Origin of the sequence: Pseudomonas sp. Marseille-Q5299 (assembly GCF_943737035.1) — a bacterium.
Taxonomy (GTDB): domain Bacteria; phylum Pseudomonadota; class Gammaproteobacteria; order Pseudomonadales; family Pseudomonadaceae; genus Aquipseudomonas; species Aquipseudomonas putida_E.
In genome coordinates this window covers 39,793-62,794 of the sequence record NZ_CALSFR010000003.1, presented here as the reverse complement: position 1 = coordinate 62,794, position 23,002 = coordinate 39,793, and the positions used below count along the sequence as shown (strand labels likewise).

Below are 23,002 nucleotides of genomic sequence, written 5' to 3'. Positions count from 1 at the left end.
AGAGATTTCTATGAGCTCAGGGATCAGCCAGAAGCTACAGAGCAGCCGCAAAGAGCTGCTGGATATCGGGCTTCGCAACAACATGCTCAACTTCCGCAAGACAGCCAAGACCCTGATGGTGGTCGATGAGTTGTCCGAGGAGGTGTTCAACATCCTCTATCGACAGCAAAAGGGCATGACCTTTGCGCCGATGGCGCGCAAGAAGCTGGCTGAGCTGGCAAAGGCTGCGAAGCCGGAGGAGGCAGAGGCTGACACTGCCAGTGACGCAGAGTTGCTGCATGAACTGGATAGCCTGGACTGGTCCAGCGTCGCTGACGAGGGCGATGAGGATGAATCAGGCAGGGCCCGTCGCCATATGGATACCCGCTTGCAGACGGCCATCGATGATGAGCGTCTGTTCCTGCAGCTGTTGAAGATCCACACCGAGGCTAAAGGCTTTATCGAGGAGCAGGGGGTGAACACGCTGTTCCTGGCCCTGGGCTTTTTGCATTGGTACGAAGCGGATAGCTCGGAAAATCTGCGCAAGGCACCCCTGATACTGCTGCCGGTCAGCCTTGAGCGCAGCGGCGCCAAAGATGCCTTCAAGCTGGCATACTCGGGTGACGAGCTGATGGCGAACCTTTCTCTGGTTGCCAAGCTAAAGACTGACTTTGGCCTGGATATGGCCGCCTGCGGATTTGACGAGGACAACTTCGCGACCGATGAGCGCAGTCTTGAGCGCTTCTATCGTGAAGTGGCCGATGTGATCAGCAAGCAGTCACGCTGGAAGGTCGCCAGCAACGAGATCGCCCTGGGCTTCTTTTCCTTCGGCAAGTTTTTGATGTTCAAGGACCTCGACCCGAAGAGCTGGCCGGAAGAGAAGCAACCGGACGCCAACGGCGTGATGAAACGTCTGCTTGGCTCAGGCTTCGGGGATAGGCCCGCAGCGTATGCAGAAGATGTAAACATCGACTCGGTGATCAAACCGGGCGATGTGCGTTTTGTGAAGGATGCCGACAGTAGCCAGACCGAGGCGATTCTGGAGGTGCGCGAGGGTTCCAATCTGGTGATCCAGGGGCCTCCCGGCACAGGCAAGTCGCAGACGATCACCAACATCATCGCGGAGCTGATTGGCCAGAAGAAATCGGTGCTGTTCGTTGCCGAGAAGATGGCGGCGCTCGAGGTGGTCAAGCGTCGTCTGGATGAGAGTCATCTGGGTGATGCCGTCCTTGAACTGCATAGCCACAAGGCTACCAAGCAATCTGTGCTTAAGGAGTTGGGGCGGACTCTGGATCAGGGGCGGCCACTGACCAAGGTCGGTGAGGAGGATCTTGCGAGCTTGAAAGAGCTGCAAGATGCTCTTAATCAGTATTGCGAGGCTGTGAGCTCCTCTGCAGGAGCAAGCGGTCTGCCCTTTGTTGATGTGCTCGGCCGTTACCTGCAACTGAAACGAGTTCATGAAGGGCTGCCGGTTATTTCTTTTGCGCCTATGGTGGCATGGAGTTTTGCCGAGCAGCAAAAGCGGCGAGCGTTGGTTGAGGAGCTGGTGCTGCACCTTGAGGAGATGGGGCGCCCCGACAAGAGCGTCTTCTGGGGAAGTCAGCGCACCTTCTTCTCGCCTATCGAGCAGAGCAGTGCAAATGATGCACTACAGTTGGCGAGCTCCCATCTCAGCGCATTGCAATTGGCTGTTGCCGCACTTTCTGAGCGGTTAATGCTGACTCAGCCCGCCACCCTGGCAGATGTGGATGTGGTTTGCCGGGCTGCTCGTCGTGCTGCCGAGGCTCCGCGACTCGAAGGTGTCCAGCTATCTACAGGGGAGTGGCAGTCAAGGCGTGATGTCATTCGCGAACTGCTGGAAGCAGGAGAGCGTATGACGGCGTGCCGCACTCGGCATGACAGCCAGTTGATCGACGCTGCTTGGGAGCAGGATCTGCTGGAGGTTCGGCAGAGCCTTCAGGCGTACGGCGATAAATGGTGGAGGATCTTCTCGGGGCGCTTCCGTGCAGCCCGGGCCCGTCTGCAGGGGCTCGCTCGGGAAGCGTTGCCCAAGACCAATGCGGGTATGTTGGAACTGGTGGACTCGGTACTGACCTATCAGCAGTGCAAGAAGGTGTATGACCAGCACGAGGCATTGGGTAGCGCGCTGTTCGGTGCCCAATGGCAGCGCCAGAAAACGGATTGGGCAGTGCTCGAGCGCTTGAGCGCCTGGGTAGTCAGGCTGCATGACGATCTGGGAAATGGACAGATTCCCCAAGGCATCATCGCCTTTCTGGCCGGGCATGCCGATGCCAGTGGCCTGGGGGATGCGGTAAGCGGAATAGAGCAACATGTTGCCGGGTTGGACAAGGCGCTACTCAGTGCGCTTGAGGTGACCGGCATGCAGGCGGAAAACGCTAACGCTGACTTCAGAAAGCTGGGCCTGGCGGCTCTCGGCGAGCGTTTGCAACAGTGGCAGGGAGGACTGACCGCGCTTTACCAGATGGCGCGGTTCAATGTTCTGGCGCAGCAGATACGCGACATTAAGCTCGACGAGTTGCTCGAGATTGCCATCAGCAGTGATAAACCCAGGCAGCTAACTGCCATTTTGGACTTCTCCTGGTATTCGGGGCTGGTGCAGCGGGTCTATGCCGAGAAACCAGCTTTGCAGCAGTTCGACCGCATTAAACACGAGCACCAGATCGCGCGGTTCAAATCCCTCGATCTGGCTTCGCTCAATCATGCGCAAACGCATTTGGCTAAACAGGTCTGGGAGGGGATGCCCAACATTAATCAGCCTGGTGAAATGGCCGTACTGCGCGCTGAATTGAACAAGAAGCGCCGGCATATTCCGATCAGGCAGCTGATTGAGAAGGCGGGGCGGGCGATTCAGCAGATCAAGCCTGTTTTCATGATGAGCCCCATGTCGATCGCGAACTTTCTACCTCCTGGAAAGCTGGAGTTCGATGTGGTGGTATTCGACGAAGCCTCCCAGGTGAAGGCTATCGATGCATTCGGCGCCATCATGCGCGGTAAACAGGTGGTTGTGGTCGGGGATACCCGGCAGATGCCCCCTACCGATTTCTTCAGCCGTGATGTCGAGTTGGATGACGAGGATGCGGCGACCGCCGACATTGAAAGCATCTTGAGCATGTTTAAGGCCGCCGGTAGCCAGGAGCGCTATCTCCGCTGGCACTACAGAAGCCGGCATGAGTCGTTGATCGCGGTTTCCAACGTCGAGTTCTACGACAGCAAGCTGGTGGTGTTCCCCTCTGCGGGCCAGCATCCGCATGCCAGTGGAGTGAGCTTCGACTATCTGCCAGATGCGCTATATGACCGGGGGCGAACCCGTACCAACAAAGGTGAGGCCAAGGCTGTCGCGCAGGCCGTTATGCAGCACGCGATCCAAACGCCAGAGCTATCGCTGGGGGTTGCCGCATTCAGTGTGGCGCAGCGAGATCTGATCCAGGTCGAGATCGAGTTGCTGCGCCGGCAGATGCCTGAGGCTGAGGCGTTTTTCACCTCGCAAGGGAGCGAGCCCTTCTTCGTCAAGAACTTGGAGAATATCCAGGGGGATGAGCGGGACAAGATCTTCATCAGCATCGGCTATGGGCGTAACGAGTCTGGCCGAATTGCCAGGGAGTTTGGCCCATTGAACCGCGAGGGCGGGCACCGCCGACTCAATGTTCTGATTACGCGCGCTAAATTGGCGATGCGTGTTTTCTGCAACTTCAGGGCTGACGAGCTTGAGCTCGATGCGGGGGCCAGCCTCGGAGTGAGAGCGTTAAAAAACTTCCTCAAGTACGCCGAGACGGGTGTGCTTGAAGTCGCACGAGAGACAGGCAAGGCGGCAGATTCGCCGTTTGAGCTGGAGGTGATAGAGGCGTTGCGGGAAAGGAACTACGAGGTGGAGCCGCAGGTAGGCACCGCGGGCTACTTTATCGATATCGCAGTCAAGGATCCTGACTATCCGGGGCGTTACGTTCTTGCTATCGAGTGCGATGGCGCTGCATATCACAGCTCACGGTCTGCACGTGATCGAGATCGTTTGCGCCAGGGCGTGTTGGAAGGGTTAGGCTGGAACTTCCACCGGATCTGGAGCACGGATTGGTTCCGCAATCCTCAACAGGAAATCATTCGCGCCGTAGCGGCCATTGAGGCGGCTCGCGCGAGGATAGCGGAGGGGCGTCATGTACTTCCTCAGGTGGCGACAGAACCGAAGCATGAGATTGTTCGAGGAGCACCGGCAGAAGAGACAGTACCGAGTTCAAGCCAACCATACGTGAAGGCTCGACTAACTCCAGTGGCATCGAAGACCGAGTTGCATCAGGAAAAGCCAGAACGATTGATGCAGATGATCCGGACTGTGGTTGAGGTTGAGGCACCAGTGCATGCCAGTGAGGTCACGCGGCGAATTATGGAGGCCTACGGTGTGGCTCGGGCAGGTGCAAGGATTACCAGCGTTGTGGACGAAGCCATTCGCCTCGGTGTTCGGCAGGGCGTGTACCGCGGCCATGGCAGCTTTGTGTATTGCGCGGATAACCGGTCTGTCCCGATTCGCAGTCGTGCTCATTTGGAATCTGCAGAGCGAAAAATTGAGTGGGTTGCTCCGGAGGAGTTGGATCAGGCATTACTGGAAACAGTAACCCTCGGTTTCTCTATGGGGCGCGAAGATGCCATTTCTGGTGCACTCGGGCTGTTGGGCTTCGGGCGAGCGACATCGAAGATTGCGGGCATCCTTGAGGAGAGAGTAGGTGCGCTTGCTGCTCAAGGGCGATTGCAAGTGGTTGATGGGGTAGTCACGGCAGCCGCTGATTTAGGGTAGATAGCCCATTATCGCGACTGTAATCGACTAAGTGGATCCCATTGAGCTTGCAGAGGTGCCAGGTAAGGCACGCTAAGGACGGATATGACCGAAGACCAACTGGAACAGGAAACCCTCGGCTGGCTCACTGAGCTGGGTTACGCGCACCTTTATGGGCCGGACATTGCCCACGACGGCGATAACCCCGAGCGCGAGAGCTATCGCGACGTGCTGTTGACCATGCGCCTGCGCACGGCCATTTCCCGGCTCAACCCGCAGATCCCACTGGCGGCGCGTGAGGACGCCTTACGCCAGGTGCTGGAGCTGGGCGTGCCGGTGCAACTGTCGGCCAATCGCCTGCTTCATCGCCTGCTGGTCGGCGGTGTGCCGGTGCAGTACCAGAAGGACGGAGAGACCCGCGGCGATTTCGTGCGCCTGATCGACTGGGTGGATGTGCAGGCCAACGAGTGGCTGGCGGTCAATCAGTTCAGCATTCAGGGGCCGAAGCACACACGTCGGCCGGACATCATCCTATTCGTCAACGGCCTGCCATTGGTGCTTCTGGAGCTAAAGAACCCGGCGGATGTGAATGCCGACCTGGTCAAGGCCTTCGACCAGCTCCAGACCTACAAGGAGCAGATCCCGGACGTCTTTCATTACAACGAGATTCTGGTGATCAGCGATGGAAGCGAGGCGCGCCTGGGCTCGCTGTCTGCGGATATCGAGCGCTTCGCCCGCTGGCGCACCATCGATGGGGCTACGATCGATCCGCTGGGTGAGTTCAACGAGCTTGAGACGCTGGTTCGTGGGGTGCTGCAGCCGGTGCTTTTGCTGGATTATCTGCGTTACTTTGTGCTGTTCGAGGATGATGGCCGGCTGGTGAAGAAGATTGCCGGCTATCACCAGTTCCATGCCGTGCGTGCGGCGATCCAGCAAGCGGTGATCGCCTCGCGCCCCGGCGGCACGCACAAGGGCGGGGTGGTCTGGCATACCCAGGGCTCGGGCAAGAGCATCACCATGACCTGCTTCGCCGCCCGAGTGATGCAGGAAGCGGCGATGGAGAACCCGACCATCGTAGTCATCACCGACCGCAACGACCTGGATGGCCAACTGTTCGGCGTGTTCTCGCTGTCGCAGGATCTGCTGCGTGAACAGCCAGTACAGGCGCTTACCCGCGGCGATCTGCGCGAGAAACTGGCCAACCGCCCCAGTGGCGGCATTGTCTTTGCCACCATCCAGAAGTTCATGCCGGGCGAGGATGAAGACAGTTTCCCGGTGTTGTCCATGCGCTCGAATATCGTGGTGGTGGCCGACGAGGCGCACCGCACCCAATACGGCTTCAGTGCTTCGCTGAAGGTGCCGGACTTGAAGGTGGCCGATGCCAGTGCTCGCTATCAGGTGGGTTATGCCCAGCACCTGCGCGACGCTCTGCCTAACGCTACCTTCGTGGCCTTTACCGGTACGCCGGTGTCCAGCGAAGATCGTGATACCCGTGCGGTGTTCGGCGACTACATCCACGTCTACGACATGCAGCAGGCCAAGGAAGATGGCGCCACCGTGGCCATCTACTACGAGTCGCGGCTGGCCAAGCTGTCGCTCAAAGACTCTGAGCTGGCGCATATCGACGACGAGGTCGACGAGCTGGCCGAGGATGAGGAGGAGGATCAGCAGTCACGCTTGAAGTCGCGCTGGGCCGCGTTGGAAAAAATCGTGGGGGCCGAGCCGCGTATCAAGAGCGTGGCGGCCGATTTGGTGGCGCACTTCGAGGAACGCAACCAGGCGCAAAACGGCAAGGCCATGGTGGTGGCCATGAGTCGTGAGATCTGCGTGCACCTGTACAACGAGATCATCGCCCTGCGCCCCGAATGGCACGATGAGGATCCGGAGAAGGGCGCGGTGAAGATCGTCATGACCGGTAGCGCATCGGACAAGGCACTGCTGCGCCCGCATATTTACCCGGGGCAGGTGAAGAAGCGCCTGGAGAAGCGTTTCAAGGACCCTGCCGATCCGCTGCAATTGGTGATCGTCCGCGACATGTGGCTGACCGGTTTCGATGCGCCCTGCGTGCATACCCTGTACGTCGACAAGCCGATGAAGGGCCACAACCTGATGCAGGCCATCGCCCGGGTGAACCGGGTGTTCAAGGACAAGCAGGGCGGTCTGGTAGTGGATTACATCGGCATTGCCAACGAACTGAAGGCGGCGCTCAAGGAGTACACCGCCAGCAAAGGCAGGGGGCGGCCCACCGTCGATGCCCATGAAGCCTATGCGGTGCTGGAGGAAAAGCTCGATGTGCTACGTAGCCTGCTGTATGGCTTCGATTACGGCGACTTCCTGACTGGCGGGCACAAGCTACTGGCCGGTGCCGCCAACCATGTGCTGGGGCTGGAGGATGGCAAGAAGCGATTTGCCGACAATGCCCTGGCCATGAGCAAGGCCTTTACCCTGTGCTGCACCCTGGACGAGGCCAAAGCCGTTCGGGAGGAAGTGGCTTTCCTACAGGCCATCAAGGTGCTGCTGACCAAGCGTGACATCAGCGCCCAAAAGAAAACCGACGAAGAACGTGAGCTGGCGATCCGCCAGATCATCGGCAATGCTGTAGTCTCCGACGAGGTGGTGGATGTGTTCGAGGCGGTCGGTCTGGACAAGCCCAACATCGGCCTGCTCGATGATGAGTTTCTTGCCGAGGTGCGCAACCTACCGGAGAAAAACCTGGCGGTTGAGCTACTGGAGCGCCTGCTGGAGGGTGAGATCAAGAGCAAGTTCGCCAGCAACCTGGCCCAGGAGAAGAAGTTCTCCGAGCTGCTCGATAGCGTGATCAAGCGCTACCAGAACCGCTCCATCGAGACCGCCCAGGTCATCGAAGAGCTGATCGAGATGGCCAAGAAATTTGCTGAAGCGAGCAAGCGTGGAGATGTGCTGGGCCTGAATGATGACGAGTTGGCTTTCTACGATGCGCTGGCCAATAACGAGGCCTCGGTGCGAGAGCTGGGCGATGAGATCCTAGCCAAGATCGCCCATGAGCTGACCGATAGCCTGCGCCAGAACGTAACCGTAGACTGGAGTAATCGTGACAGTGTGCGGGCCAAGCTGCGGCTTCTGGTCAAGCGCATCCTGCGTAAATATAAGTATCCGCCGGATCAGCAGGAGGAGGCGGCACAACTAGTGCTGGCACAGGCTGAGACGCTCTGTGAGGCATGGATGTAGGGCTGTACAAATGCCATAACGGTCACCTCATCGCTCGCTCGCCAACTTGGGACTGGCTGAAGCTGGTCCTCAAAAATTAGAAGTCAGTTAATAAAAGCCTATGCGATGTATCTTCTGCAAGTGCGACTCAACAAGCTCACGTAGTGTTGAGCACATCATCCCAGAATCAGCTGGAAACAAAAAACGTGTATTGCCGGCTGGTATTGTCTGTGATAAGTGCAATAACTACTTTGCGCGCAGAGTTGAGCAACCGGTTCTAACTCACTCATGGATGAGAAATGTCCGTGCATGGGAGAAAGTTTCCAATAAGAAAGGAACATATCCATCTCTGGTTGGCCACATTGCAGGTACCGATATCGCAGTGAATATGCGTCGCTCGTCAAGTGGGATGTTTCACCTAAATACGGAAAAAGGTAACGACATGCCTGCTCTTTCTGAAGTCATTATTAATGAGTTTGAGCAGCCACTGATTTTCACAATCAACGATGATCCACCACAACGGGAAATGTCGAGGTTTCTTTGCAAAATGGCTTACGAGGCGGTTGCAGAGTTGTTCTGCGAAAGCCCCCAAGGCCCATCTCATTTGAGCAACGAGCCTTTCTTTGACAATGTTCGCGAATACGCTCGGTATGGAAACAATTTTAAGGAATGGCCATTTTCGCAGAGACGCGTGTTCCGCCATGATACATTGATGCAACACCCTCTCACGAATGAATGGGTTCAAGCCGGCTTTGGCTTTGGACTTTTTATGAACAGGCGGCAGGAAACACTTTTCTGCTTTCTTTTCTATGGTGTCGAGTTCGTCATAAATGTAGGCGGACCATCAATTGCTGGCTATAACGAGTGGATCGATGAGCATGAGGGAATCAGTCCAATGGTTGAGCGCTTAGGTTGTCGCTTAGCACAAGGAGAGGATCGCAAGCACTATCTCCACGGCAACTTTGAAATATCCAAAGGTCTTGAATTTGATAAAAAGCATGGCTATTGTCCTTTCCTCCCGCAGCTCATTGACGTCTAGCAACTGGTTCAAACCGTTCGCCTCGCTCACTGGGACGTGCTAAAGCCCCTCTTAACCAAACGTAAGCTGTCTGAGGTGAGCGATCCTTCTGGTCGATTGCTGCCCTTCGCGAGAGGCGCTATGGGTCCAGGCTGTGTGAAAACCCCTGCTGCTTTTCGATGATCGCGCTCGTACGTGAAATCTGAAAAGAGATGGCGGTTCAGCAGCCCCAGATTTTGCGTAGACGCGCAATTTTTAGGATGTTTTTTGAACAGCCACATCGGTCGAGAGGTTTTCACACAGCCTGGCTCGGTTGCGGTCGGTCGTGATTATCAAGGTCAGACCTTCTTAGCACTTGAAGACCCAAGCTCTTTCTAAACGGCGAGCCAGCAGCCGGATGGTCAGCAGGTAGTAATATCGAGTTGCTTTGCATCGCCTCACTAGTCGGTGGTCGAGAAACCAAGCAACATGTTTTTTCTTCCAACTCCAAGGTGTTTCTAGCTGCCAGCGTTCAGATATCTTTGCTTGGATGAGCTTAGCTTGCCGTAAATGGCGCTGCCGCGTTGCGTACGATCCCGTCAGCACCGCAGCCAAGAACAGTTCCATATCGAATGCCTTACTCATATGCGTCCTCCAATGTAGGCCGCGACCACATCGATTCGACCGTGCCCCAGCTCATAGCTGATTTGCCTCCGGGCCTCACGATCTAGGTTCCTATCTGCCTGGCAACATAAGCCGCCGTTGATAGGCGCAGGGTGTTGCGTGATTTGCTCATAGCGTTCACATGCGTACGCCGCTCGTAGCTCATGGAAGCCTTTGAGGTTGTGTGCATGCAGGATGTCCCGCGCAGGGCGGATGATTTCTTGCAGAAAATCCAGGTAGCTTTTGTTTTGCTCAATCAGGTTGTGGCTTCCCACTGGCGACACCTGCCGTGCAAACTCAAGTGCACCACGAACATGGTCGTCCACTGCTATCCAACGGGGGGCCGTTGCACCGGCACGGCCGCCCTTGGTGCCGTCCTGAATGTTGATCTTGCCAATGTCTTGAGCCTCACGATTTAACCGTGGCAGGTCAGCCAAGATGGCCTCACGCAAGCGCATGCCGGTGGCTCGCGCCAGCAGAACGATCGCGGCGGCCCGTTGTTGATGATGGCGGCAAAGCGCATCGACGATCTGCATAACCTGCTTGCGGTCCTGGCCCTCTGGCACTGAGTGGCGAACCCCGGTGCGCTGCATACCCAACGCCTTGCTCGGGCTGGGCAACTTCACGTACTGATCACCGCGAAGCGCTGCCATGGTCCTGTTAACGCTGGAAAGCCGATTTTGTGCGGTGCTGATGGCGAGGTCACCGCGCCTAACCACCTCGCGCAGATGCGCCGCATAATCGGACAGCACCTTCCGATCAATCTGCCGCGCATCATTGATACCGGGCCCCTGTTCGGAACGGCACCACTTCACGAATGCCTGCCACCGATCAGTGTGCGCCTTGACCGTGCCGTAATGACCGCCGCCGAACATGTCTTTCAGCGCTTGCGGCCCTGCATAGCTCAATTGCCTGCCGTAGCCAAAATTACGGCCATCGCGTCTACCCACCAATGCCATGTCGATCACCTCATCGTCCGCTCTCCGATCCTCGCCCCACGTCATCCCGCCAAGAATGCTGAGTGTTATCAGGGATCAAGGCCCCTGCGACCTGTGGGGAATGTCCTCTACGCGGGACTGGCGGCTCCTTACGACCGGGAGCAAGGGCATCTCATGATCTGGCCTCCTGAGCACCGTTACCGGTGGGCGGGTGGAGACAGCACTGGCTGACGAGACCTGCGCCTGAAGATCCTGAGCCATGTGCAAGCAGCAATGCGATGACCGGGGCATGCCTGACTGTCAGTCAGGTGCAGTCCATTCCTTGGTCTGCGGCACCATCATCTACAGCGCTGTTGCTGGTGACATCGGCGTTTGTCACGCCGATTGTCACGAGGGAGATTGCCGCAAAGCCATGTGCGATCAGGGCTGCAGCAGTGGTAAAAGTGCCCGTCTCTTTCCGAAGAAAGAGACAGGCACAGGTTGGCGCAAGATTCGGCCAATCGGATAGGTTGCTGCAGGGCAGCGAGGTACGGTGTAGCTGGCGCACGAGCGCCATATGTGTAAGAGCATCCATCACATGGGTAGTGACCGGGCGAGCTGCCGGATGCGAATCGCCCTTGGGGAGAACCACCGCGGGAGCGGCGTGACCTTTAAGGCTCGGGTCACCTGGGGTGCTGTCATCGACAGCCTTTGCACGGCCAGTTCTACGCCTGTGGATAAACCCGGTCAAGGGCCGAAATTCAGTGCTCTTGAGGACGTGAAAAGCGGTTATCCATCGGTGGAATTCCGTGGTAAATCCTGGACAACGTCGTGGCTGTTAGCTCTTCAAAGTGAGGTCCATCCAAACAGGGCGGCTTTGCAGCCCTGTTTGGATGGACCCGCGCTGAGAAGCAGATAAGCGAGGCTGCTTGCCCCGAATTTTGGACGCTCAGTTGTTACCGCAATTCTTGCGCCTGCACAGTGCTAACGAATCGGCACCACATTCTTGTCTCTGACTTGGCCGTAGGCTGAGGCAAGCAGGCTGCCGGTGGCGGCTTTCTGGATGTAGTCACTCCACCAAGCCATCATCGGACGCCGGCGCTCGATGTAGTCGGCCCGATTGTAAGCGCTGCGCACCTCATCCTTGTCGACGTGCGCCAGTGCGACCTCAATGAGTTCCGGGTCCCAGCCATGCTCATTCAAGATGGTGCTGGCCATCGAGCGCATGCCGTGACTGACCAATCGATCCTGGAACCCCATGCGTTTCAACGCCATGTTGGCGGTCTGGCTATTGGCGTGGGTGCGCGGATTTCTGTCTGCCGGGAAGACGTATTCTCGATGGCCGCTGTGAGTCTTCAGTGACTCCAACAGTGCGACCGCGTGATCACTCAACGGAATGCTGTGTGGGCGGCGCTTCTTCATTCGCTCCGGAGGGATAGTCCAGACACGCCTTTCAAAGTCGATGTCCGCCCAGCGAGTAGTCGCCGCCTCGGCGGGGCGAGTCATTGTGTGCAACTGCCATTCGATCAGGCAGCGGGTGGTGCGTTTGATGCTGGCGTTCGCAATCTCCAGCATGAGCTCGGGGAGCTCTTCGGGCGGAAGCGCGGCCATGTTTTCTTTCTTGGGCTTCTTGAAGACTGCCCTGATACCGCTGAGCGGGTTGGCGAAGATCAAGCCGGAGTTGACGCCGTAGGTCATGATCTCGTTTAGCCGCTGGCTAAGACGTTTGACTGTCTCCAGGCTGCCCTTCGCTTCGATTGTACGAAGCAATCCGATCACCATCGGCGCGGTGATTTTCGCGAGTGGTGTCGTCCTCAAGTCGGGGAATACATGCAGCGTGAGCGACCGCCAAATGTCCTCGGCGTAGGCCGGGGTGACCGAGTCCTTCTTGAGCTCGAACCAAGCGGTGGCCACGTTCTCGAAGGTGTGTTCGGTTTCCGCGCGTTTGGCTTCATTCAACGTATTGCGCTGCACCTTCGGATCGATGCCCTGTGCGAGCAGTTCGCGCGCATCGACTGCCATCTTTCGTGCATTCGCCAGCGACAGTTCGGGATAGGTCCCGAAGCCGATGTTGATGCGCTTCTTGGTCACCGGTTCGCGGTAGTTGAAATTCCACAGCAACGAGCCGTTGCTGCGTACGCGGAGCTGCAAACCGTCACCGTCAGTGAGGACATAATCCTTGGACGCGGGTTTGACTCCCTTGAGCTGTCGATCGGAGAGGCGGAGGTTTTGAGCAGGCATGAGATTGTCCTCAGGCACTGATTCGGTATTCCAAAGATTAGCACCGGGTGAGCTGGAATACCGTCTGGAATACCCGAACGGCTGGAACTCAAAAACTCTCAAAAGACCGCAAAAGCGCTGGAAGCCGCGTATTTACTGGGTCGCAGGCACAAAAAAAGACGTCCGTGGACGTCTTTTTTTGATCATTTGGTGGAGCCGGGGGGATTTGAACCCCCGTCCGCCAGTACTCCGCTGTCGGTACTACATGCTTAGCCGTGTCTATTGAGTTAATCCGCAGCCGCCCGACGGGCAGGGTGCTTTGGACGAGTTGGGTAAGTTTTAGTCGCTTTGCCCCCAACGTGCTACACGACGATCCTGTTCTGTATGACAATCATTTCGGGTTTACAGGCATCCCCTGATGATTGCTGGAGCCGAAGCTACCAGGAGAGCGGGCTCAGCTGCTTACGCAGCGAGAGCGTAACCCTCGTAGTTTTCGTCATTGGCAACTATAGAAAGTTGCAACAGTGGATTTACGAGTTCTGTTACCAACTCGGCATGCACCTAGAGTTTCGCTACCGGCGTCGAATCCTAATCGGCCCCACACTCAGCTCTAGCTGACGTACCTTTCGGCACGTGCTGCTGAGTATACGCCTTTGCGCGGGCGGCGTCGACAGCCGCTTCTTGCCGCCCGCTCAAAGCTTAGCTACCGCTGCCACCGGCCGAGCCGCTGCCCTTGTCGGTTTTTTCCAGGCGTTCGAGCACTTTGGTGGAGATGGCAATGCATTCTTTGGTGTCGCCCGACGCCTGCGCGGCCTTGGCCTTGTCGACGTGTTCGGTGATGGCCTTGTCCAGGCCTTCGGAGGTGGCGCCGGCGGTGGCCATCTGGTCGTCGATCTTCTGCAGGTTGATAGTGCACAGGTCGTCAGCAGCGAACACCGGTGAAGCCAGGAGGGTAGCGGCCGCGAAGAGGGCCGAAAGCGCGGTACCTTTCATGGGTGTCTCCTTGAAGGCCTCTGGAAGGTGGGCCTGTAAGGGTGGACTGTTGGGGTTTGCCGAGGGTTCAATCGGGGTGCTGGCTTGGCGACATGATGGTGTGCGGCGGGGTGTTGCCGCTGATTGGGCCGCAGCGCGGCCCGGGTGGTATCAGTGGAATTTGTTCAGCCCAAGCTCGATGTCATCGATAAGCGCCTTGGCCATCTCGCTCAGGATGCGCGCCGCGCTGCCGGCCTGGCGGTCGTGTTCCATTTCGGCTTCGGTGGTGAGGTGGCGGATGCAACCGAGCAGTACTGATAGCTGGCTGAAGGCGTGCTCGAAAGGCACGCCCGGTTGCAGGCGAAACAGGTCGAAGGTTTCGCTGCCGGCTGTGGTGACGTTTTTCAACGCGTCATTCATTGAGTCACCTCTGCCTTTGCGCGTTGTAGAGGCCAGTCAAGGCATGCTCGATCAGCGCTCTGGACGTCTCACAGGCATGCTCGGCGTTGCTGAGCATGCTCAGGCCCGGTTCGCCGGCGTGGGTGCGGCAGTGTTCGTCGATGGTTTCGGCGACGCCGCGCAGCAGTTCGCTGGCGTGGGCCAGGGCATCTGGAGGGGGCATGTCGGTGTGGATGGAGAAGTACGGGTTGGTGAGGAGTTTGGAGCGGGGTGGGTCGGGTACGATTTTCTTCATGGTGCAGATCCCAGTTTGATTACTCAACAGGAGCTGCCTACGCGATCCTTTCTCACGGGATTGGGTGGCAGCCATGCGTGGGGTGAGAAACCGGTAAACATGGGAAATCCGGCCAGACCGAGGTCTGCCCACGCAGGGCCGCCATTACGAGGCTGCTGTCATGTTTACGGGGTTCTCACACCCTGTCGTTCGAAAACGACCCAGGGAAGTTAGCCCTGATGGTTGTGAGCAACAACAGCGAAACGGCAGCGGCGGTCGTAGGATAATTCCCAAAGCATTTAATCCAGAAGCATTTGGTTGCAGGTTAGGAAATGTCTTACGGGTGGAGGGCTTAGGTGAGGGCTGTGCCCTCGATCGCCGGCAATTGGGCCGCAGCGCGGCCCGGGTGGCATCAGTGGGATTTGTTCAGCCCAAGCTCGATGTCGTCGATCAGCGCCTTGGCCATCTCGCTCAGGATGCGCGCCGCGCTGCCGGCCTGGCGGTCGTGTTCCATTTCGGCTTCGGTGGTGAGGTGGCGGATGCAACCGAGCAGTACTGATAGCTGGCTGAAGGCGTGCTCGAAAGGCACGCCCGGTTGCAGGCGAAACAGGTCGAAGGTTTCGCTGCCGGCTGTGGTGACGTTTTTCAACGCGTCATTCAATGAATCACCTCTGCCTTTGCGCGTTGTAGAGGCCAGTCAAGGCATGCTCGATCAGGGCTCTGGACGTCTCGCAGGCATGCTCGGCGTTGCTGAGCATGCTCAGGCCCGGTTCGCCGGCGTGGGTGCGGCAGTGTTCGTCGATGGTTTCGGCGACGCCGCGCAGCAGTTCGCTGGCGTGGGCCAGGGCGTCTGGAGGGGGCATGTCGGTGTGGATGGAGAAGTAGGGGTTGGTGAGGAGTTTGGAGCGGGGTGGGTCGGGTACGATTTTCTTCATGGTGCAGATCCGATCGTGGCTGGATTTGAGCTGCCCTTCGTCTTCCTCTCACAGAATAAGGTGGCAGCCGAACGCGGGGTGAGAGACCGGCAAAGATCGGCATAAGCCAGCCAGGCCGAAGCCTGCCCGCGTTGCGGCTGCCATAGCAGTACTGCCGAAGTTTGCGGGCTCTCACACCCAAATCGTCAAAGATGACGACCCAGGGAAGTTAGCCCTGATGGTTGTGAGCAACAACAGCGAAACGGCAGCGGCGGTCGTAGGATAATTCCCAAAGCATCCAATCCAGAAGCATTTGGTTGCAGGTTAGGAAATGTCTTACGGGTGGAGGGCGTAGGCGAGGGCTGCGCCCTCGATCGCCGGCAAGCCGGCTCCCACAAGGTGCTGCGTTAACTTTTAGAAATTGGGTAAGACAGTTGCTCCCACAAGGAGCTGCGTTAACTTTTAGAAATTGGTGAGGCAGTTGCTCCAGGGGCGCGACAGCTTTTAGAAGTTGAGCAAGACAGTTGCTTCCACAGGTAAAGCGCAGGGCTGAAGAACTGCGCGGTCGCGGTGGGAGCCGGCTTGCCGGCGATGGGCTGCGCAGCAGCCCCATAGCGGAGCTGTAATAGCCCGAGCGCGCTCGACGGGACCAGCGAGCATCTGGGGCCGCTTTGCGGCCCATCGCCGGCAAGCCGGCTCCCACCTGGATCGCGCCAGCTTTTAGAGGTTGAGCAAGACAGTTGCTACCACCGGGGGCAGCGCTTGCCGGCGAATCAGCGGGCAGATCAGAGGGTACGTGGGCGGGTGACGCGATCTACCAGGTAGACCAGCCCGTGGTAATCGATCCCGCTGTGGCTGGACAAACCGATCTCACAGGTCCGGCTGGTGGAAATCCCTTCACTGCAATACTGCACTGCGTCCTTAAGGCTGCGCAGTGAGTGGGCATTGAGCTCTGGTGTGGTAAAGCCTTTGTCACCGGCAAACCCGCAACAGTGAATCCCTTCCGGGATCACCACTTGCGTGCTGCAGCGCCGCGCCAGGTCGATCAGCGCCTGGCTTTCACCCAGGTGCTGGGTGCTGCAGGTCACGTGCACCGCCACCGGCTCGTTTTGCGGGGTGAACTCCAGCTTGTCCAGCAGGTGGGTGCGGATGAAGCGCACCGGGTCGTACAGGTCCAGGCGGGTGTCGCCCAGGTCCTGCACCAGGCGCAGGGTGCAGGGGCTGGTGTCGCAGTAGATGGGGTCGAGGCCGCCGCGGCTGGCGTGCAGCAGCGCGTTGATCAGCTCCTGGCGCTTGTGCTCCGCTTGCTCGGGGTAACCTTTGGATGCGAACGGCTGCCCGCAGCACAGGCTGTCGGCGTTGCCGGGGAACACCACCTGGTAACCGGCCTTTTCCAGCAGGGCGCGGGTCTTGTCCATTAGGGAGCTTTGCTCGCGGTCGGCATAGGCCGGGCCCATCACCCGTGACACGCAAGCCGCCAGGTACACCACCCGTGGCCGGGCATCGTTGCTCGCCGGGCCGAAATCGATGCTGCGCAACGGCTGCGGCATGGCGGGGGACCATTGCGGCAGGCGGCCTTTGCTGGCCTTGCTCAACGAGGCACTCAGGCGGCCCAGGCGCGGGGCGCCGAGCAGCTTGCGGGCGGTGTTGGCGGCGGTCAGGGTCAGGCGGGCGCCACCCAGTGCAGTAGGGAAGTGCTCGGCCAGCCAGTCGGCGGTCTTTGCATGCTCGGCGGCCTGGCTGCGCAACTTCTTCACCAGCTCGCCGGTATTGATGCCCACCGGGCAGCGCTGGGCGCACAGGCCGGTGGCGGCGCAGGTGTCGATGCCTTGGTACTGGTAAGTCTGCAGCAGTGCGCGGGTATCGATGCCGGCGCGTTTTTTCGCCTGAATGTCACGCCACATGACGATGCGCTGGCGTGGGCTGAGGGTCAGGCCTTTGGAGGGGCAGACCGGTTCGCAGAAGCCGCACTCGATGCATTTGTCGACGATCTCGTCGGCGGCGGGCAGCGGCTTGAGGTTTTTCAGGTGAATGTCCGGGTCTTCGCTCAACACCACGTCGGGGTTGAGGATGCCGTTGGGGTCGAGCAGGCGCTTGAGCGTCCACATCAGCTGATAGGCGTCATGCCCCCACTCCAGCTCCACGAACGGCGCCATGTTGCGGCCGGTGCCGTGCTCGGCCTTGAGCGAGCCGCCGAACTCCACGGCCACCAGTTGCGCCACGTCATCCATGAAGGCCTGGTAGCGCGCGACTTCTTGCGCGCTGTTGAAACCCTGGGTGAAGACGAAGTGCAGGTTGCCCTCCAGCGCATGGCCGAAAATGATCGCTTCGTCGTAGTGGTGCTTGTCGAACAGCTGGATCAGGCGGTTGACGCCTTCGGCCAGTTGCTCGACGGGGAAGGTGACGTCTTCGATGATCACCGTGGTGCCGGTCTGGCGCACGGCGCCGACGGCGGGGAAGGTGTCCTTGCGGATCTTCCACAGCTGGTTGTACACCGCCGGGTCTTCGCTGAAGTCGACTTTCTGTTCCAGCGGGTATTCGGCGATAGAGGCCATGACCTGTTGCAGTTGTTCGTGCAGCAGGCTCTGGCTGGCGGCGCGGGACTCGATCAGCAGCGCGCAGGCATTGTCCGACAGGCCTTTTACCCACAGCGGCATGCCCGGCATGTTTTGCACCGAACGCAGGCTGCGGCGGTCGAGCAGCTCCACGGCGGAGACCGGCTGGCGCTTGAGCACGGTCACCGCGCGGCAGCAGCTTTCCACGCTGGGGAACACCAGCAGCGCGCTGGCCTTGTGCGGGTGATCGGGCACGGTGTCGTAGGTGACGGCGCTGATGAAGCCCAGCGTACCTTCAGACCCAACCAGCAAATGCTGGAGGATATCCAGCGGCTTGTCGTAGTCCACCAGGGCGTTGAGCGACAGGCCGGTGGTGTTCTTCAGCCGGTACTTGTGCCGGATGCGGTCTGCCAGTGCGGTGTTGGCGCGGGTTTCGCGGCCAAGCCGGTCCAGCGCTTCGAGCAGGTCGGCGTGGCTGTTTTCAAAGGCGGCAACGCTGGCCGGGTCTTCGCTGTCCAGGCGCGTGCCGTCAGCCAGCACCAGGCGCAGGCCGGCCAGGGTGTGGTAGGTGTTCTGCGCGGTGCCGCAGCACATGCCGCTGGCGTTGTTGGCAACGATGCCGCCGATCTTGCAGGCATTGATCGAGGCCGGGTCCGGGCCGATCTTGCGCCCGTAAGGGGCCAGCCAGGCGTTGGCCTGGGCGCCGATAACCCCAGGTTGCAGGCGGATCTGTTCGCCCTGGCCACGGATCTCTTTGTTGCCCCAGTTATCGCCGAGCACGATCAGCACTGAGTCACTGATAGCCTGGCCGGACAGGCTGGTGCCCGCGGCGCGGAAGGTTACCGGCACGCGCTCGCGCTGGGCCAGTTGCAGCAGCCCGACCACTTCGTCTTCCGACTCCACGCGCACGACCAGCTTGGGGATCAGCCGGTAGAAACTGGCGTCGGTGCCGAAGGCCAGGGTGGACGTGGCGTCGTCGAAACGGCGATCGGCGGGTATCAGGCGCTCGGCATCACGCAGGAATGCGGCGGGCAGGCTCATGCTATCTCCTCACCGGGCCACGGCGTCTGGCGCGCCGCATGCCCGGTCATACAGGCGGTGTTTTTGCAGGCGCTCAAGCGCCCAGTTCGCGTACCAGCGAGTCGCGGCTGATCTCGCTGATCGCCTTGGCGCCCGTGAGCACCATGGCCACGCGCATTTCCTTTTCGAACAGTTCGAGCAGGTTCTTCACCCCGGCCTGGCCGTGCACGGCGAGGGCCCAGAGGAAGGCGCGGCCGATCAGTACGGTGTCTGCGCCCAGGGCGATCATGCGCACTACATCGAGGCCGCTGCGGATGCCGGAGTCGGCGAGGATTTTCAGGTCGCCTTTTACTGCGTCGGCGATCGCCGGCAACGCACGGGCGCTGGACAGCACACCGTCGAGCTGGCGGCCGCCGTGGTTGGAGACGACGATGCCGTCGGCACCGAACTTGACCGCGTCACGTGCGTCGTCGGCGTCGAGGATACCTTTGATGATCATCGGGCCGTCCCAGAACTCGCGGATCCATTCCAGGTCCTTCCATGAAATCGACGGGTCGAAGTTGTTACCCAGCCAGCCGATGTAGTCGGCAAGGCCGGTGGGGTTGCCGCGGTATTTGGAAATGTTGCCCAGGTCGTGCGGGCGGCCCATCACGCCAACGTCCCAGGCCCATTCGGGGTGGGTCATGGCCTGCAACACGCGGCGCATTGGCCCGTTGGCACCGCTCATGCCGGAGTGTGCATCACGGTAACGGGCACCTGGCACCGGCATGTCGACGGTGAATACCAGGGTTTTGACCCCGGCGGCCTTGGCCCGCTCCAGCGCGTTGCGCATGAAGCCGCGGTCTTTGAGCACATACAGCTGGAACCACATCGGCCGGTCGATGGCTGGCGCCACTTCTTCGATCGGGCAGACCGACACGGTAGACATGGTGAAGGGGATGCCATGGGCGGCTGCCGCACGGGCTGCCTGCACTTCGCCGCGGCGGGCATACATGCCGGTGAGGCCGACCGGGGCCAGGGCCACGGGCATGCTCAGGGTTTCGTCGAACAGCCGGGTTTCCAGGCTCAGCTCGGACATGTTCTTCAGCACCCGCTGGCGCAGGGCAATGCCGGCCAGGTCCGAGACGTTGTGGCGCAGGGTGTGCTCTGCGTACGCGCCGCCGTCGGCATAGTGGAAGAGGAAGGGGGGCAGCTTGCGTTGGGCCGCGGCGCGATAGTCGGTGGAGGCGGAAATGATCATGGATTCTCGCAGCGTGGGTTGAAGGAGATGCCGGGCGCTCGGTGGCGCCCGGCCCCTTTCACTTTAGTGATGGACCAGCATGCCGGTCAGCCAGTAGGCCTGGACCAAGGTGATCAGGCCGACGATGGTGGCGAAGAACAGGCTGTGCTTGACGGTGAAGCGGAACAGGTCGGACTCCTTGCCGACCAGGCCGGTGGCTGCGCAGGCCACGGCGATCGACTGCGGCGAGATCATCTTGCCGGTCACGCCGCCGCTGGTGTTGGCCGCTACCAGCAGGGTGTCGTTGACCCCGATCTGGTGGGCGGTGGTGGCCTGCAGCGAACCGAACAGGGCATTGGACGAGGTGTCGGAGCCTGTGAGGAACACACCCAGCCAGCCCAGGAACGGCGAGAAGAACGGGAACGCGGCGCCGGTGCCGGCCAGTACCAGGGCCATGGTCGAAGACATGCCCGAATAGTTGGTGACGAAGGCGAAGGCCAGGACCATACCGATCGACAGGATCGGCCAGCGCAGTTCCCAGAAGGTTTCCTTGAAAGTGGTAAGACCAGTTTTGAAGTTGATCTTCAATACGGCCATGGAGATCAGCGCGGACAGGAAGATCGCCGTACCGGTGGCGGAGATCGGGTCGAGCTTGAACACCGCTGGCATGGCGGTCGGCGCGGCGACGATCGGCGCGGTCTTGATCACCAGCTGGTCGAGGTGCGGGATGGCGAAGTTGAACACGAAGTTGTACATCGCACCGCCCGGGGCGAACGCCGCTTTGAACGGTTTCAGGGTCCAGATGGTGACCAGTACGGTGAGGATCAGGAACGGCGACCAGGCCTTGAAGATTTCACCGAAGCTGTAAGGGCTTGGCTGGCTGCCGCCGCTGCTGACCACGGCGGCGCCGACGCTGCCTTTGGCTTCGGCGAACGAGCGCTTGGGCTGCCAGACCTTCAGGAACAGGGTCAGGGCAACAAGGCTGGCCAGGGCCGAGGTGATGTCCGGCAGTTCCGGGCCGATGAAGTTGGAGGTGAAGTACTGGGTGACGGCGAAGCTCAGGCCGGCCACCAGGGCTGCAGGCCAGGTTTCTTTGACGCCGCGCAGGCCGTCCATCATGAACACCAGCCAGAACGGCACGAACAACGACAGCAGAGGCAACTGGCGGCCGGTCATGGCGCCGATGTGGAAGGCGTCGATGCCCGTGACCTGGCCGGCGACGATGATCGGGATGCCCAGGGCGCCGAACGCCACGGGGGCGGTGTTGGCGATCAGGCACAGGCCGGCGGCGTACAGCGGGTTGAAGCCCAGGCCCACCAGCAGCGCGGCAGTGATTGCCACTGGTGCGCCGAAGCCGGCCGCGCCTTCGAGGAAGGCACCGAAGCAGAAGCCGATCAGCAGCACCTGCAGGCGCTGGTCGTCGGTGATCGACAGTACCGAGCTGCGGATCACCTCGAACTGGCCGCTCTTGACCGTGAGTTTGTACAGGAACACCGCGGCTACGATGATCCAGGCGATTGGCCAGAGACCGTAGAGGAAGCCATAGCCCGCGGCAGCGAGGGCCATGTCGACCGGCATCTGGAAGGCGAAGATCGCCACCAGCATCGATAATCCAAGGGTAATGCTGCCGGCGACGTGGCCTTTGAGGCGGAACACGGCGAGGGCCAGGAAGAAGAACACGATGGGTATGACCGCCGCCAGTGCGGACAGGCCAAGACTACCAAGCGGGGAATAGAGTTGTTGCCAGGTTTGCATATGGGGTAGCCCCTAATTGTTGTTGGTCAGGCACTGGCATTGGATAATTGGTAAGACCAATTTACAATGGCTGGACGCTAGGTTAAAAGCGCTGTCATGGGTGTGTCAATTTGTCCTGTGCAAAACTTTGGTCGTGTGCCGATGAGCGGGCGGCTGATGGTGTTTGAAAATCGTCGCCTGATGGGTGTCGGCGTGGCTTGGATCGGCGAGAATAGACGCCCCCCTGAACTTTGCCGGGGGTTTGTGGAGAGCATGTGATGGTTTTTGATCAGGTCCGCCAGCGGCGCCTGTCCGACGACATCGTCGATCGGTTGGAAGGGATGATTCTCGAAGGCACGCTGACCTCAGGCCAGCGGCTGCCGGCCGAGCGCGCCCTGGCCGAGCAGTTCGGTGTGTCGCGCCCCTCACTGCGCGAGGCGATCCAGAAGCTGGTGGCCAAGGGGCTGTTGGTCAGCCGGCAGGGTGGCGGTAACTATGTGGCCGAATCGCTCGGTTCAACCTTCAGTGACCCGTTGCTGCAGTTGCTGGAGCACAGCGCCGAGGCGCAGCGCGATTTGCTCGAGTTCCGTCACACCCTGGAGGCGTCATGCGCCTACTACGCTGCCCAGCGCGCCACCGAGCCAGATCGGGCGCGCCTCAAGGCTGCATTCGACACCCTGCAGGACTGTTATGCGCGGGCTGACCAGGTCACGCGTGCAGAGGAGGGCGCGGCGGATGCGCGATTCCACCTGGCGATTGCCGAAGCCAGCCACAATGCCGTGCTGCTGCATACCATTCGCGGGCTGTTCGACCTGCTAAAGCGCAACGTGGTGACCAACATCGGGGGCATGTACCAGCAGCGTACCGAGACGCGGGACATGCTGATCAGCCAGCACCGTGAGTTGTACCAGGCGATCGTCGAGGGCAGGGCTGACGATGCGCGGGAGGTGTCCAGCCGGCACATTCTGTATGTGCAGGAGGTGCTGGAAGAGGCGCAGAACGAAGCCCAGCGCGTAGCGCGGGCAGAGCGGCGCAGCGGGCGCTGATCGGTTGCCGCTGAATGCGCGCCCTGTAGGAGCGGCCTTGCGTCGCGAAAGGGCCGCGCAGCGGCCCCAGGGATCTCGGCAGCGCCGCAGAAAGCTGGGGCTGCTACGCAGCCCTTTCGCGACA

General features: G+C 59.9%; 15 protein-coding genes, 1 other RNA gene and 1 pseudogene. 5 read left to right on the top strand and 12 right to left on the bottom strand.

Annotated features, from left to right (window positions below; translation table 11 throughout):
- Nucleotides 1-10 precede the first annotated feature (10 nt).
- From NGJ21_RS08980 to NGJ21_RS08970, 4 genes and pseudogenes are all read left to right on the top strand, one after another.
- Complete coding sequence (locus tag NGJ21_RS08980; RefSeq protein ID WP_251962027.1) at nucleotides 11-4,783, top strand: DUF3320 domain-containing protein; 4,773 nt, start codon at nucleotides 11-13, stop codon at nucleotides 4,781-4,783.
- An 84-nt stretch (nucleotides 4,784-4,867) separates the two neighbouring features.
- The gene (locus NGJ21_RS08975) at nucleotides 4,868-7,969 is read left to right on the top strand and encodes a type I restriction endonuclease subunit R (protein WP_251962026.1); all 3,102 of its coding nucleotides are present in this window, start codon (nucleotides 4,868-4,870) and stop codon (nucleotides 7,967-7,969) included.
- A gap of 100 nt (nucleotides 7,970-8,069) precedes the next feature.
- Nucleotides 8,070-8,219 (top strand): annotated as a pseudogene (locus NGJ21_RS25910) (HNH endonuclease); the annotation flags it as partial.
- A gap of 171 nt (nucleotides 8,220-8,390) precedes the next feature.
- Nucleotides 8,391-8,987, top strand: a complete 597-nt coding sequence (locus NGJ21_RS08970) for a hypothetical protein (RefSeq protein ID WP_251962025.1) — start codon at nucleotides 8,391-8,393, stop codon at nucleotides 8,985-8,987.
- Between the two features lie 327 nt (nucleotides 8,988-9,314).
- Here the strand turns inward: NGJ21_RS08970 and NGJ21_RS08965 are convergent, their stop codons facing one another.
- The 12 genes from NGJ21_RS08965 to NGJ21_RS08910 all read right to left on the bottom strand — a co-directional run bounded on the left by NGJ21_RS08965 (nucleotide 9,315) and on the right by NGJ21_RS08910 (nucleotide 21,853).
- A complete protein-coding gene (locus NGJ21_RS08965) occupies nucleotides 9,315-9,590 on the bottom strand; it encodes a hypothetical protein (protein WP_251962024.1) in 276 nt (91 codons plus the stop codon).
- Nucleotides 9,587-10,567: an integrase domain-containing protein gene (locus tag NGJ21_RS08960; protein WP_251962179.1), complete on the bottom strand. Its 981-nt coding sequence runs from the start codon at nucleotides 10,565-10,567 to the stop codon at nucleotides 9,587-9,589. The genes NGJ21_RS08965 and NGJ21_RS08960 overlap by 4 nt, the downstream gene beginning before the upstream one ends.
- Before the next feature lie 942 nt (nucleotides 10,568-11,509).
- Nucleotides 11,510-12,766 carry an integrase domain-containing protein gene (locus NGJ21_RS08955; protein WP_251962023.1) on the bottom strand — a complete coding sequence of 419 codons (1,257 nt, stop codon included), beginning with the start codon at nucleotides 12,764-12,766 and terminating at the stop codon, nucleotides 11,510-11,512.
- A gap of 187 nt (nucleotides 12,767-12,953) precedes the next feature.
- Nucleotides 12,954-13,345, bottom strand: a transfer-messenger RNA (tmRNA) gene (gene ssrA / locus NGJ21_RS08950).
- A gap of 99 nt (nucleotides 13,346-13,444) precedes the next feature.
- Nucleotides 13,445-13,738 (bottom strand): PA2433 domain-containing protein, encoded by a 294-nt coding sequence (locus NGJ21_RS08945; RefSeq protein WP_174142461.1) that lies wholly within the window; start codon nucleotides 13,736-13,738, stop codon nucleotides 13,445-13,447.
- A 150-nt stretch (nucleotides 13,739-13,888) separates the two neighbouring features.
- Nucleotides 13,889-14,137 carry a DUF3077 domain-containing protein gene (locus NGJ21_RS08940; RefSeq protein WP_251962022.1) on the bottom strand — a complete coding sequence of 83 codons (249 nt, stop codon included), beginning with the start codon at nucleotides 14,135-14,137 and terminating at the stop codon, nucleotides 13,889-13,891.
- A gap of 4 nt (nucleotides 14,138-14,141) precedes the next feature.
- On the bottom strand, nucleotides 14,142-14,411 hold the full coding sequence (locus tag NGJ21_RS08935) for a hypothetical protein (RefSeq protein WP_012312628.1): 270 nt from the start codon (nucleotides 14,409-14,411) through the stop codon (nucleotides 14,142-14,144).
- Nucleotides 14,412-14,802: 391 nt separating this feature from the next.
- On the bottom strand, nucleotides 14,803-15,051 hold the full coding sequence (locus NGJ21_RS08930; RefSeq protein WP_115273536.1) for a DUF3077 domain-containing protein: 249 nt from the start codon (nucleotides 15,049-15,051) through the stop codon (nucleotides 14,803-14,805).
- A 4-nt stretch (nucleotides 15,052-15,055) separates the two neighbouring features.
- Entirely contained in the window at nucleotides 15,056-15,325 is a 270-nt protein-coding gene (locus NGJ21_RS08925) for a hypothetical protein (RefSeq protein ID WP_012312628.1), read from the bottom strand.
- A 764-nt stretch (nucleotides 15,326-16,089) separates the two neighbouring features.
- Nucleotides 16,090-18,900, bottom strand: a complete 2,811-nt coding sequence (locus tag NGJ21_RS08920) for an FAD-binding and (Fe-S)-binding domain-containing protein (protein ID WP_251962021.1) — start codon at nucleotides 18,898-18,900, stop codon at nucleotides 16,090-16,092.
- Nucleotides 18,901-18,973: 73 nt separating this feature from the next.
- Nucleotides 18,974-20,119, bottom strand: coding sequence for an FMN-dependent L-lactate dehydrogenase LldD (gene lldD / locus NGJ21_RS08915; protein ID WP_251962020.1), 1,146 nt, complete (start codon nucleotides 20,117-20,119; stop codon nucleotides 18,974-18,976).
- 63 nt (nucleotides 20,120-20,182) lie between these two features.
- Nucleotides 20,183-21,853: a lactate permease LctP family transporter gene (locus NGJ21_RS08910; RefSeq protein WP_046788144.1), complete on the bottom strand. Its 1,671-nt coding sequence runs from the start codon at nucleotides 21,851-21,853 to the stop codon at nucleotides 20,183-20,185.
- Between the two features lie 257 nt (nucleotides 21,854-22,110).
- Between NGJ21_RS08910 and NGJ21_RS08905 the strand changes: the two genes are divergently transcribed.
- Complete coding sequence (locus NGJ21_RS08905; RefSeq protein WP_012312632.1) at nucleotides 22,111-22,878, top strand: FCD domain-containing protein; 768 nt, start codon at nucleotides 22,111-22,113, stop codon at nucleotides 22,876-22,878.
- Nucleotides 22,879-23,002 lie beyond the last annotated feature (124 nt).